The organism is Rhodocytophaga rosea (assembly GCF_010119975.1).
GTDB lineage: Bacteria > Bacteroidota > Bacteroidia > Cytophagales > 172606-1 > Rhodocytophaga > Rhodocytophaga rosea.
Window position 1 is genome coordinate 7197450 of record NZ_CP048222.1, and the last position, 13913, is coordinate 7211362.

Consider the following 13913-nt stretch of genomic DNA (forward strand, 5'->3'; position numbering starts at 1 on the left):
TTAGTGCATCCGGTTTAGCTTATTTCTTATTTCCGTCAGTTTATCTTCATAGGAAATGCCAACTGGTATTTTATAACCCGCCACCACTACTTCCTGGCGGGTTATTTTTTGTATATGGTTCAATGAAATAATGTAAGAACGGTGAATTCTGGCAAATCCCTGCTGAGGAAGCAATAGTAATACATCTGCCATGGTCTGACGGGTGAGCAGTTTTTTGTTGGATAATACCACCGTTATATAGTTTCCTTCCGCTTCCAGATACAGTATCTTGTTCAGCATCACTTTTTCTTCTTCATAGCCGGTTTTAATGAATATATAAGGTACGGTTTCTTTGTCATACAGGCGCTTTTTTTCCATCGCTTTACTGCAGGCTTTGGTGAACCGTGCCAGGGAAAACGGCTTCAGCAGATAGTCAATGGCATCGAGTTCAAATCCTTGTACAGCATACTTGGAATAAGCTGTGGTAAAAATAACCATTGGCAACTGAGGCAGGCATTTTACAAACTCAATTCCTGAAATATCCGGCATTTTAATATCCAGGAAAATCAGGTCAACCGGATTTTTCTGCAAATAATCAATCGCCGTAAAGGCATTGGTAAAACTGGCTTTTAATTCCAGAAAAGGCACTTTGGCAGCATGCGCCTGTACCACATCCAGCGCCTGGGGTTCATCATCTATCGCGATAGCTGTAAGCATATATCTGCATTAATTAGGTTGCCAAAGTACAAAAAGGCTGTAATTGATAGGAAATAAAGATTGACAAACCTCATGCGTTTTTAGTTTCATAGGTTAAGGTAAGCGCTACAAAATAATCCTTGTCGGACTGCTGAATATCGAGTATATACCTGCCCGGATAGAGAAGTTCCAACCGCTTTTTTACGTTTGCCAGGCCTACCCCAGAACTATTTTCTTCGGGATCATCCGCTGCTTTTGCATGTAAACTGTTATGAACTTTAAAGTATACTCTGGTAGCATCCAGGGTAAGGGTAATGTAAATCCAGGAAGGATGTTGCAGGCTTACCCCATGTTTAAAGGCATTTTCCACAAAGGGATTGAGCATCATAGGCGCAATATAGATTTCCTTTTCCGGCTGCTGAATATTTATCCTGATTTCTACGCCTTGCGATTCATCAATGCGCATCCGCTGAATGTCAATATAATTGTGGAGGTATTCTATTTCTTTGTCCAGGGGAATACGTTCCTGATTGTTTTCTTCCAGCATGAAGCGCATCATATCTCCCAGTTTTTGAATGCCATCGGCCGTTTTATCGCTTTTTTCTTTCAATGCAGTGGCATACAAACTATTGAGGGCATTGAATAAGAAATGTGGATTGATCTGCGAACGTAAACTGGAAAGTTCTGCTGATTTGGCTGATACCTGGGTTTGTAAGATTGTTTTTTCCTGGGAGGAGGAATACTTGGCATAGGCAATGCCCCAGGAAAGTAACAGTACAATAATGTATACGACAAAAGTTGACTTAGAAAAACCTTGGAACTGGTTAAAACATCCCCAGAGTAAAGCCATTCCTATTACACTAATAAATAAATATATACCGATATAACTGATAAATTTTGCGGAAAGAGTCCATTGTAGATTAGGCAGCAGAAAATTTAACACCAGAATATAAAGAATATGTATCAGTAAAAACACACCTCCTGTTAATAAAATATGGGCAATTGGATTTTGCCATAAAGGTGTTGGGAGAGGAACCAGCGTGAAAAGTATGGTAAGAAAGATAACGGTACAAGCCACAAAGAAATAGCTCAGAAATCTGGCCATCCTCTTTTCTTCACTACTCAGTTGTTGATGCATGCGATAGAATTGCTGGGCAGATCCTGCATAAAATGCAATAATAATCAGGAAACCCACCGTGTCAGAAAAAACATATAGTTTCCGGTACTCAGAATAAGTGCGGATGTTTGTGATTGTATTATGGTCAATAACAATGCGCAGGGATATTTTGAAGTAGTAATATAAAAACACACCAGCCGTTAGCAAAAAAATCACCATAACGGCATACCAGAACGTTTTTTCCTGCCATGCTTCGGCTTTTATCTTAGGGTAAAGAAGGTAATGAAATATATACCATGCTGATAAAATGAGAACGGTTCTGGCAATAATGGGAAATATCGTGTTCAGCCAGAAATGATAAGAAGTAAGACTTCCATACTGTGAATTTAGGTCAATGGTAAGCATGCTATCATAGTGCATAAACTCCATATAGAGGCGCCATCCAGTGTGCAAGGTTACCAATGATACAATATAAATTAATTCAATGCGCCTGATGTGTCGTAATTCCTGCATAATACATTTGTTTACTGAAACAAAGCTATGCTAAGAAAGAAAGCGTTTGGGGAAAATGGGGTGAATATTTAGAAAAATGGGATGAAAAAGAATAGCCATTATTTAGTATCGGTCAATAGTAAAAACAGGATATAGCTTTGCCATAATTACTAATGTATGTGGCAATACTTATTACCTGAAAGATGGCAAATACTTACTGCCCAATGACTAATTACCAAATTTATGCATTGCCAAACTTCTGCTCATAACTTTTAAAACGGCCTAAACCGTAGCAAGCGCCGAAGATAAAAGCAGCAGGTAAAATACTCAGGCAACGGCTGGCATAATCATTTACAAAAAATTCAGCTAAAGAGATTTTCTGGGTCATGAATACACTGATGGCAATGGCGAGGGAACCGCCGATGGCTAGTGAACTTCCGGCCAGAATTGTAAAACCCACCATGCCTTTTTGCCGGATATAGCGCCAGAAAGTGAATTTATGCTGAATAGGGATGATAAGTTCCTGGCCAATGGCTCCAATCAGGGTAGCACTCAGAATAGCTACTACCTTGGTCAGATATAAATCCGTAGAAAGTACCTGAAACGACCATTTTCCGGAGATAAGCAGGTGATTCACCAGTTCATAAACCGTAATTCCCAGAAAACTGCCCACCAGGCAGGCGAAGGTAATGATGCAAATGGCAATAAAATTTCTCATGGTCGGGGCTTGTTTTTATCATCAAACAGGCTCGGCATAGAGGTCAAATTCAGTGGCATCTATTATTTTTACGTTTGTAAAATCTCCCAGCCTGACAAAGTGTTTTTTTGCATCTACCAGCACTTCATTATCTACTTCGGGTGAGTCAAATTCGGTGCGGCCTACGAAATATCCACCTTCTTTCCGGTCGAATAACACTTTATATGTATTACTAATTTTTTGCTGGTTTAGTTCATAGGAAATGTTTTCTTGTAAGGCCATTATGGCATCAGCCCGGTCTTGCTTAATTTCCTGTAACAGATCATCCGGCATGGTATGAGAATGGGTATTTTCTTCATGAGAATACGTGAATATTCCCAGCCGGTCAAAACGCATTTTTTCCACAAACGAATACATTTCTTCAAAATGGGCTTCTGTTTCTCCGGGATGGCCGGAAATCAGGGTAGTCCGTAAGGCAATGCCAGGTACTTTCTCGCGGATCGTTTCAATGAGTGCTTCGGTTTTCTCGCGGTTAATACCCCTGCGCATCAGTTTTAATATTTCGGAAGAACCATGCTGCAAAGGCATATCCAGATACTTGCAAATATTGCTGTGCTCCCGCATCACCTCCAGTACATCCATCGGAAAACCAGCCGGATACGCATACTGCAACCGAATCCATTCGATGCCTTCTACATCAGCTAATCTATCTAACAGTTCAGCTAAGTTTCTTCTTTTATAAATATCCAGGCCGTAATAGGTAAGATCCTGGGCAATTAAAATTAATTCTTTAGTACCTTTTTTAGCCAGATTTTTTGCTTGTTGTACTAACAGTTCTATTGGCTGGGAAATATGTCCGCCACGCATCAGCGGAATCGCACAGAAAGAGCAAGGGCGGTCGCAGCCCTCGGCAATTTTCAGGTAGGCATAATGCGAAGGCGTGGTAATAAGCCGTTCGCCAATGAGTTCATGTTTATAATCTGCTTTTAAGGTTTTCAGCAAGCGGGGTAATTCATTGCTTCCAAAATAGGCGTCTACAATCGGAATTTCTCGCTCCAGGTCGTCTTTGTAGCGGTGTGACAGGCAGCCGGTTACGTACAATTTATCAATCAAGCCGTTTTCTTTGGCATCAGCATAACGCAGAATAGTGTCGATGGATTCCTGTTTGGCGTTATCAATAAAACCGCAGGTATTTACGATCACAATGCTGGCATCATCTTTCCGGGATTCATGGGCAACCTCAAACTGATTTGCCTTGAGCTGGGTATAAATTTGTTCGGAATCGACCAGGTTTTTGGAACAGCCCAGGGTAACTATATTCACTTTATTTTTTTTTATTCCTTTGGTTTTCATTCAATTATCAGACAGGTATGGCTTCAGTCGAAGGCTTCTTTGGCAACAAAACAATAGTACAGTGTCCTGCAAACGAAAGTTCCTGCAAAGCTACGATTATACCAGCATAAAACTAAGTCAGGACTAAAAAGTCATTTAACTTCACTGATCAACTACGTTGGCTCCCATCGGCTCCCGCCTTGTGAGTGTTTGTCAAAAGTTACTAGTAAATATAGGCAGGCTTATATATCCGTTTTTCAACGATATAACCATTTAGGCATTTACCAGCTAGAATTTTCCAATAGCAGCAGGTGAGGAGGGGCCAAAGCCCAGAATCGGGGGAAGTAAACGGCCTACATCTACATGCAAGCCAAATATCAGGTTATTATCCTTCAGATTTGTTTCTACAGACAGCCAGTTTACCCCTGGCACCGGAATAACCTTCCCATTGAGTTGGTCTAACGCCATACTTCTGGCAGCAGGATCAGAAATAATTCCGGCTAAGGTGGGTGCCACAATTAACACACCTGCACTCACTACGCCAATTTTGGCAGGTGTACTGAGCTGCCGCCAGTCTCTGGAAACAGTAATGAGTGCTCTGTCACGCAAGGTAGTTACGGCCTGGTCGATAGAAGGTATTTTCAATACGGCATCCAGCAAATCACTGGCTGATGCAGTTTTAGGAATATCCGGCCCGGCACCTCTGGGCACAAGCGGCGGTTGTGCAGGTACGGGCGGAATAGAGAAGATATTGCCTGGTGTAGGCGGTAACATAAAAGGTACTTGCTGGAGCAAAGGCCGTAAGGCAACAGGATCTAACAACTGGTACATACGCTGGGTAACCATGGCCTGAAACTGTGGATCAAAGGCAGGATCTAATTTCAACCGGTAATCGCCCAGCCTGTATTTGGCATAGGGATCTTGTGGTTGCAGCAGGGAAGGAGAGCTTAACTGATAACGGTTATCAGCATCTGTAGCTGCTTCCTCTTTTTGAAGAACACTTTTTTGCTGCGGTACGGTTTGTGTAGAATGGCCATTCGGCTCATAACTCTCTTGCTGGGCTGCTTCCGTGAGGGCAGGCTGTGGATCTTGTTTTGATTTGGATGTTTGAAGAAAAGAGTTTCCATACCCAGGGCTGCAGCGGTTTCCGGAAACACTCTTTGCCGGACTTGACCGATCGTGCTGGAAGTCTTCCATTTTTGGGTCTAGCCTTCTCATAGGAAGAATAAAAAAATTTATATAAATATACAGGAATTTTCAGCTGGAAGGGTTATCTAATGGATATTCTTTCATTAACCTTATTAGCTGAATGGCTTATTCTTTTCTATTAAAAAAGTATCCTGATCATTGTATTCCTGCATGTAATACTATACTTTAGGATAGAATAAGCCGGGTTCTTCCACACGCTGATTTTCCTGATACACCTATTTCAACCACCTTGTTAATGAACTTCCAGCCTAAACCCTATTATGATCACATTTCAACAGAATGGCAAGCGCTTCAGGTGGAGTTAGATTGGATAACGTCCATTATAGAGTACCGTTGCAATATTGGTTCTTTCAGTGACAATATTTTTCACTTATTCCCTGTTCCTGTATTGCCTTCCGGGCAGTCAGATGCATATGCCCGCCTGATAGAAGAATTCAGGTTAGATCCACTGCAAAGACTGGTATTGATTCTTAGCCTCTGTCCATATTTTAAACCGGACCTAACCAACCGTTTCCTGGTACAGAAAGATGAAATGGGAATGATTGCCACAGAAATAGGAGGATACCTGGGAAAAGCCTACCGGGGATTTTTGCCAACTGTCCAGACTGCCTTATTCCTCCTATCCGGAAACAGGCTGATTGAAAATGTGGTTTATCTGGATCTTTTTATACCTGGTAATACAATAACTGCTTCCCATCTGTTTAAAATTATCCATACAGAGCCGCAAGAACCCTTTACCAGTAGCTTGCTTTCTCCTACCCAGGAACTATTGCAAAGCTTGGTGACCGGCAAGCCTATGCATCCGGTTTTTTCTTCTGAATTTCCGGCACAGCGCATTTCTACCGGTATGGAATGGGACGATCTGGTACTAAACGACACTACCCTGGATGAAGTATATGATGTGATCCACTGGATCAAATACAGCAAACAATTAATGAGCAATAAGGATTTTGCCAGAAAAAATATGCCTGGCTACCGGTGTTTGTTTTCAGGACCCCCAGGAACCGGAAAAACACTTACGGCTTCGCTGATCGGCAAAACAGTAGGCAAGGAAACTTATAAGATTGACCTGTCGATGGTAGTTTCCAAGTATATTGGCGAAACCGAGAAAAACCTGGCGCATGTATTCGATCGGGCACAGGGCAAAGACTGGATTCTGTTTTTTGATGAAGCCGATGCTTTGTTTGGAAAACGCAGTGAAACCAAAGATGCCCACGACCGCTATGCCAACCAGGAAGTTGCTTTTCTCCTGCAACGTATCGAACAGCACGATGGCATTGTAATTTTGTCGAGTAATTACAAAAAAAACATAGATGCCGCTTTTTACAGGCGGATTCAATCCATTATTAATTTCCCATTACCCCAGGCACAGGAGCGTTTGTTGCTCTGGAAAAAAGCCATTCCGGAAGGGTTTGCATTTGCGCAAGATTTAGACCTGAAAGCAATCGCTGAAAGATATAAACTGGCCGGCGGTGCTATAATGAACGTAATCCGATATGGCTGCTTAAAAGCAGTAGTGAGAGAAGATCAAATTATTGAACTGGCAGATTTACAGGAAGGGATCAGCCGGGAACTGGACAAAGAAGGAAAAATGGCGTGAATGGGTAGGTGAATTTCCTGGCCAACTGTATCTAACAACCGCAACCAGTTAAAATAGTTTATTCTTCCGATATTCAACAAATCTTCTACGTACCTGTATGGCTACAGAAACTATAAAAGAGCAGAAAGGAACGATCCTCAGGAAACATGTTTCCAGAAAAGCTGACTCAAATGATTTGCATTCGTATGGCCAGGCTATAGAACATAGTATGAACTTTGGTAATGGAGGCTATACCAATCAGGTAGTGCAGGCCATGTATGGATATTCCCATCAAGTACCTTTGCAGCTAAAAGCAGAACCTGAAGATGAACCACAAGCGCCGCAAGAAATCCCATTACAGAGGAAACTCACCATTGGCAGTCCGGATGACAATTATGAAAAAGAAGCTGATGCAATCGCTAATCAGGTGATGCAGATGCCTGAACCTGCGGTACAGCGTAAATGTGCCCATTGTCAGGCTGAAGAAGGAAAAGTACAACTAAAGCCTGCAGCTTCCTCTATTACCCCATTTATTCAGACCAAGGCTTCCCAGGCAGGCACAACTACTGATGCCATCAGCCATCAGCTGGAGAGCAGCAGAGGTGGGGGCAGCCCTATGGCAGATCATACCAGAAACTTTATGGAAAACCGCTTTGGAGCCGATTTTACAGATTTCAGAATCCATACCGGCTCTCAGGCGGTACAACTATCCCACCAACTGAATGCACAAGCTTTTACTACCGGAAAGGATATATATTTCAATGAGGGTAACTATTCGCCGGAATCATCCGGAGGAAAACACCTGTTGGCGCATGAATTAACACATACCATACAACAGGCCGGATTATATAGAAAAAAAGATACGTTCGCGGACACCTGTGATCCAGCGGCAGGATGAGCCACAGGGGGAAACAGATCAGCGCCGCCTTATTGCCCGTTTTCTTCCTTCAGCCCGTCCGGGAATACGCCGGGTGCTTTCCTTGCTGCGTATGGTAGGCATACCAGTCTCCGGGGTAGCCATCGGGGTAAGACTGTCAGGTACGGCTAGTGATACAATACAGGTAGGAGCAGGGGTTGATTCCTTATATTTTCTGGATGTAGCTAATCTGGAACTAACCACAGATACTTTAGCATACGGAGAACTTGGGGTCGGCCTAACAATAGGGGCAGGGGAGGTATTATTGTAGGGATCAGGATAAGTCCTAATGCACAATATAGGTCGATGAGTGGCGCCTATGGCGGTTCTGCATTTAATTTTTCTCTGCGGATGATCGCAGGAGTTGGATTTAGCATAAGTCCCGGTATTTTTTCCGGACAGGAGGGATTTTTGGCCGCTACTTTCAGCATAGGTGCACAGGCAGGGGCCAGCGCATCTGCCAGTTATGCTGTCTCTGGTACTGATGCAGAGGCTGCCGTTAATGGCATCAATCAAATTGGGGCAGGTCTGGCAAGCGGAGTAGCCGCTATACAGGCTGTAGGAGGTATTGGCCAGGCTATACTTTCCGGAATGTTTGTCAGGCCGGTGGTAATTGCCCGGGCTTCTTTAATGCCCAGCAACTGGAATCTGAGTGCATTGCCTTCACGTAGCAGAGCCCATTTAACAATGCTGGGTGCTGTAATGAACCTGAGCGGCTCTCCCGACCAGATGTTAGCATATATGTCGCGCAGGATGAGCAGTTTGCCGATACAGCCGCTGATCAATGAAATGTCTGGTGATATTGTACAAGCGCTACAGGCAAGAGCCACTACACCCGACCGGATCAGAGCTGCCTATATGTCTCCCCAGTTTATCGGTGGTATGACTGTGCTCAGTTTCATCCGCACCTTACATGAGTATGGCTTACTGCAATTTGTTAGGCCTCCGGAAGCGATTGCAGATGAAATGATGCGCCCGGCACAACCTGCTGCTGCAGAATAAGAAAAATATAATCAATCATTCATGAAACCAGCCCCTGTAAAAGAATCAAATGGCTTTATATCCAGAAGCACTCTCTCTGAGGCGGCTGGCCATCTATCAGAATATAATGCTGCTCACAGCAGCAATGGCTATGGAGATAGTGTAATGCAAGCTATGTATGGCTATCGACAAGGTACGCCCTTTCAGACGAAAAATATTCCACAGGCAAAGTCACCTCTTGCATTCCCACAGAAACAGGTAAGTCAAGTCCAACACAAAGAAAATGAAGGGGAAGAATCACAAGTAACACTGCCATCAAGCATTGTTCCAACAAAGATCACCATTGGCAGTCCGGATGACAATTATGAAAAAGAAGCTGATGCAGTCGCTAATCAGGTGATGCAGATGCCTGAAGCTGCGGTACAGCGTAAATGTGCCCATTGTCAGGCTGAAGAAAAACTTTTGCAACGTAAAGCTTTGCATCCTTCCCCACTTCATCAGACCAGTATTGTCCAGCGCAAATGTGCCGCTTGTGAAGCAGAAGCAGGACTTCTACAGCGTAAGATCATATCCCCAGCTATTAGTCCCTTTATGCAAGCGAAAGCAGATACAGAAAATACTGCGAGTGAATCGATCAGTCAACAGATCGGGAGCCGGAAAGGGAACGGAAGCCCTTTGCCAGGTTCCACCAAAAGCTTTATAGAAGAAAGATTTGGGGCAGATTTTAATGATGTACGGGTACATACAGATGGTCAGGCGATTCAACTTTCTCAGCAACTGAATGCACAGGCTTTTGCTACCGGAAATGACATTTATTTTAACCAGGGAAAATATTCACCGGAATCTTCTGATGGTAAGCATCTGCTTGCTCACGAACTTACCCATGTAGTGCAACAGAACGCAGGTATTCAACAGAAAACCATTCAACGGGACGATAAAAAACCCGAAGAAAGCTGTACTACAGGATTCCAGGATGGAGAAGGAATGGAGGTAAATCCTCCTAAAAACAATGTTGTATATGCTATTTGGATGACCTGGCAGGAAGGAGACAATAGAGAAAAACGTACAAATGAGGGTATTAAGATATGGTTGAAGAAAAGATATGGAACTCTTACTCCCAGCCTGGAAGGAAGAATCATAGATTACATGCAACAGAAATTCTCAGTGGGCGGTGATGAATTGAAACCAGGTTGCCAGTATATTATAGGCTTGGATTCAGTGGTATACGATGTGGTCAGGATGATGGCAGGGGAAAAAAGGATTGATAGTGGCGGAGGAAGTAGTGAAGGAAAAGGAACCGGTGCAAGTGGAACTGGTGGAAAGGAAAAAGGCAAAGGGAGCGGAACCAGTACGTACAATGCCTTCCAGTCGCTGAAAAAAGAGGACAAACAAAAAATCCGGGATCTGCTCAAAGAACTTGTTGGCGAACCCACAGACAATAAACAGCCTGATGATAAAAAGGTGCGGTTAAGCAAAGAAGAAGTAGCCCTGCTCTTGCAACTTGCGGATGATCCACACCGGGAGGAAATCATTAAACAACTGAAAGAAGCAAAAGGAGGAAACGGCGAACCGGCATCCCTGGAGACTATACTGGCTACTGCCAAAAGTAAGGAACTCTTAGAACGCATGCATGAAAGTACCGGTGACAAAGGACAGGAGCCGGTAGAAAATAGACCAGTGAGGGGAAACATCACGCATAGCGATGCTACCATTGTTCCCAAAAAGAAAGTAGCTTTTCATTTTGAAGTGGAAGACGACCGGGATGCATTACGTGTTCCATGGTTGAGTATCAGGTGGCATTCTGAATTAGATCCCAGAGAGAAAAACAATGCTTCCTTCGAAACATTTACTTTTAAAGAAAATACAAACTCACATTACTCTCCCATCCGGGAACAAGGAATCCTGAACGACAAATATTTTCATGTTGAGTTTCCGGGCGAAGGCACTTATGTAATTGAGGCCCTGGTCGATCACAATTTCTTTTTGCCTAACTCTTTTTATATCAGAGTTGCCGTTGTTGATGAGAAAAAAGTGTTAAAAGAGAAAGAAAATGAGGCATATTCAGGTTTTCTGAATGCCGGTAATACCAAATCGCATACGTTTGATGAGGCCAGTTTTGCCTATGATGAAGGAAGTATTACCACCGGTACACTGGATGAGAAATTCAAAGGTGCTACCCTCGATCAGCAATTAAAATCGTTGCAGGAGGAGAAAAAACGCATAGAGCAGCTGATTAAAACATACAAAGAACAAAACACCAGCGAAGCTGCTGCCATTATTTCCTGGGCTGAAAAATACCTTACCAAATTAAGTGAATACATTACTAAACTGGAAAGTGAAGGCAAATCGCCTGATACACATCTGGTGCCTTGTAAAGGTGTATATGTGAGCCGGACCCAGCATGTACGTTCCGACGAACTGAAACTATCGTGCTTTATCAGTAAAGTTCTTAAAAAGCAAACAATCAGCGACCCGGAATTACACCAACATGAGACATTTGAATACACCCAGTATAAAGCCGTATTGTTTGATTATACCCAGCTTTATGAAAACGAGAATTACAGAGTAGAGGAGGAAGCAGATTCGGCAGAAAAAGCCTTCGAAAAAGTTTTTGCTACCCATAGCACCAATTATCCCAATGGAACATTATCCATAGCTTTCCAGAAGTGGGACCAGGATACAAAGCAACTCACCAACGAATATATTACATACGGTAAAGTAACCGATACGGTAGGAAAAGACATTAAGGGCGTTCTATTTAGTGCACCGGCACAAATTGCTGTAAACGTAGTCGCTACCTTGCTTACTGTTTTCCCACCTACTTCTGGTATTGGGCTTACCATTGGTATTCTGTATAATTCAGCGAATACGATTTCTGAACTACAAGAATCGGCAGATAAAGGCACCTTGACTGGCAAAAAAGTAGCGGTAGGCGTAGGTTCTATTGCCCTGGATGTGATCCCTGGCGTTGGGGGAGTAGCAAAAGCCCGCAGAATTATTACGGTCGGCAAAAAGACGTATTATGCATTCCAGGCAGCAGAAAAGATCGGTCAGGCTTATTTATTGTATACTGGCGGGGTAGAAGAGATTGAAAAAGTAAGGGATGGCGTAATTAAGGAACTAGCCGCTATTAATGAAGAAATTACTACGCTTGAAAGAACTAATCCATCAGACCCCAGATTGGCTGAGCTTCGCAAACGGCAGAAAAAATTAATAAAAGAAGGTAGGGAAGCTACTGCTAATGTATTAACAAATCTGGTAGCCCAGCAAGGGCTCATGCTGGTAGGTACCCATATCCTGCAAGAAGTAGCCGCCCGTAAGTTTGGGTTGAATAAGCTGGAATTAGAAGAAAAAGGATTGTTTAAACATGAACCTGGGAAGAAAGTCCAGTATGATTTTGAGAAGCAGAAAATTACCGGCGATGGCAACCTGGGTACCCCGGAGGAATTCCGAATCGCTCAAAAATCAGCCTATTACGACCAGAGAATTATCCAATCTACAAAACTTTCGCCGGCCGAACGAAAACAGGTCATTGAAAAACTGCAAATTCACGAAAATGTAGAAATCATGAAAGGTCAGAAAACAAGCCTTACCAGAGAAGGAGACAAGTGGGTGTTGACCGTTCATGAAAATGCTACTGTTGCAGATATTCACCAGGTAGTAAATTCAGGTAAGTTAGCAAAAGCGCCGGAGGCTCCTAATACCCCTGCTGCAAAAGAAACTGCGCATGAGGCCTCAAAATCAGGCGCATCTGAAAAGAAAAAAGAAACGTCGCCAGTTAAAGAAGTAAGTGAAGTGCCTCAAACTGCTACCAAAGAGCACCATGAGCATAAGATTCATGAAAACGGAGCCATTTCCAGATGTAGCGACAATTGCTTGCCACTGCTTCTGGATATTATTGACCGGGCGAAAAAACTAAAAAAATCTTTAGGAAAAAATCATGATGCCAGCAAAGAAGGAGGAGGACTGATTGATGAGGCAAAAGCCATAGAAAAAGAGGCAAAAGCCAATGCTAAGAAACCTGACTCCCCCGAAAAAGCAGCCAAGGAAACAGAATTGCTTGAACAGGCAAAACAACTGGAATTAAAAATGGCTCAGCTGGAGAGTACAATTATTCCAGAACTTGGCAAAAAGTCGGATGTACATGTTAGCTCCCTGGAAGATCATCTGAAAACACATCCCGAATATGAGAATAAATATAGAAGCAAGTTTGATCGTTTAAAGAACATCATACTAGAACAGGTTGCTAAAAAAGATAATGCCAACCCATCCATCAGAGAGCAGGCAGCAGATACATTACGTGAATTAAACAAAGAACTTGAAAAATTAAACAAAGAGCTTGGAAAAACAATTGCTAATGTTAGCAAACCTGATATAAGCAAGACATTCAAATACGAAGAGATTACTAAAAATGGAAAAACCTATAAATCGGCAGAAGGCAAACTTGGTATACCAGACCAGGTAAAGCAAAACAGAGATACTACCAGCCAGAGTGATGTATCGAAAGGTACCGGTGATGATGCTGGACACCTTATTGCAAATTTGTTTGGTGGCGCAGGTGGCGTAGAAAACCTGAGTTTGCAAAACTGGCAATCTAATGAATATGGAACCTGGAAGCAACTGGAGAATAGCTGGGCAGAAAAATTGAGAAAGGGTGTTGAAATTTATGCGAAAGTCACCGATATTAGTAAGCCAGGCGAAAAACGTCCCTTTATGAGAAGAGCAGTGTGGACAGAAAAAGCACCTGATGGTACCATTACTCACCATTCTTTGGATTTTGGAAACTTTCACACGCCGGAGAGCCGTCAAAAACAAAATGTTCCTGCTACCGTGCCTGAAGGAAATAATGCCCAGATTTATGATTGGAATGAAGAAAGGAGAAAAAGAGGCCTGGCAACAGTTGAATGATCTGAAA

General features: G+C 42.9%; 10 protein-coding genes. 5 read left to right on the forward strand and 5 right to left on the reverse strand.

Annotation, left to right across the window (positions count from 1 at the left end; translation table 11 throughout):
* The 5 genes from GXP67_RS29565 to GXP67_RS29585 all read right to left on the reverse strand — a co-directional run bounded on the left by GXP67_RS29565 (position 1) and on the right by GXP67_RS29585 (position 5531).
* Positions 1 to 696: a LytR/AlgR family response regulator transcription factor gene (locus tag GXP67_RS29565; RefSeq protein WP_162446471.1), complete on the reverse strand. Its 696-nt coding sequence runs from the start codon at positions 694 to 696 to the stop codon at positions 1 to 3.
* A gap of 70 nt (positions 697 to 766) precedes the next feature.
* On the reverse strand, positions 767 to 2305 hold the full coding sequence (locus GXP67_RS29570) for a sensor histidine kinase (protein WP_162446472.1): 1539 nt from the start codon (positions 2303 to 2305) through the stop codon (positions 767 to 769).
* Positions 2306 to 2525: 220 nt separating this feature from the next.
* Positions 2526 to 3002, reverse strand: coding sequence for a hypothetical protein (locus tag GXP67_RS29575; RefSeq protein ID WP_162446473.1), 477 nt, complete (start codon positions 3000 to 3002; stop codon positions 2526 to 2528).
* Between the two features lie 21 nt (positions 3003 to 3023).
* Positions 3024 to 4334, reverse strand: a complete 1311-nt coding sequence (rimO, locus tag GXP67_RS29580) for a 30S ribosomal protein S12 methylthiotransferase RimO (protein WP_162446474.1) — start codon at positions 4332 to 4334, stop codon at positions 3024 to 3026.
* Positions 4335 to 4601: 267 nt separating this feature from the next.
* Positions 4602 to 5531, reverse strand: a complete 930-nt coding sequence (locus tag GXP67_RS29585; RefSeq protein ID WP_162446475.1) for a hypothetical protein — start codon at positions 5529 to 5531, stop codon at positions 4602 to 4604.
* A 226-nt stretch (positions 5532 to 5757) separates the two neighbouring features.
* Here GXP67_RS29585 and GXP67_RS29590 point away from each other — a divergent pair, with 226 nt between their 5' ends.
* The 5 genes from GXP67_RS29590 (at position 5758) to GXP67_RS29610 (ending at position 13906) form a co-directional block, all read left to right on the forward strand.
* Complete coding sequence (locus GXP67_RS29590; RefSeq protein WP_162446476.1) at positions 5758 to 7122, forward strand: ATP-binding protein; 1365 nt, start codon at positions 5758 to 5760, stop codon at positions 7120 to 7122.
* A gap of 97 nt (positions 7123 to 7219) precedes the next feature.
* On the forward strand, positions 7220 to 7999 hold the full coding sequence (locus GXP67_RS29595) for an eCIS core domain-containing protein (protein ID WP_162446477.1): 780 nt from the start codon (positions 7220 to 7222) through the stop codon (positions 7997 to 7999).
* Entirely contained in the window at positions 7980 to 8288 is a 309-nt protein-coding gene (locus GXP67_RS29600) for a hypothetical protein (protein WP_162446478.1), read from the forward strand. Before GXP67_RS29595 ends, GXP67_RS29600 begins: the two co-directional genes overlap by 20 nt.
* A 35-nt stretch (positions 8289 to 8323) precedes the next feature.
* Complete coding sequence (locus tag GXP67_RS29605) at positions 8324 to 9019, forward strand: hypothetical protein (RefSeq protein ID WP_162446479.1); 696 nt, start codon at positions 8324 to 8326, stop codon at positions 9017 to 9019.
* A gap of 21 nt (positions 9020 to 9040) precedes the next feature.
* A complete protein-coding gene (locus GXP67_RS29610; RefSeq protein ID WP_162446480.1) occupies positions 9041 to 13906 on the forward strand; it encodes an eCIS core domain-containing protein in 4866 nt (1621 codons plus the stop codon).
* The last annotated feature ends 7 nt before the right edge of the window (positions 13907 to 13913 follow it).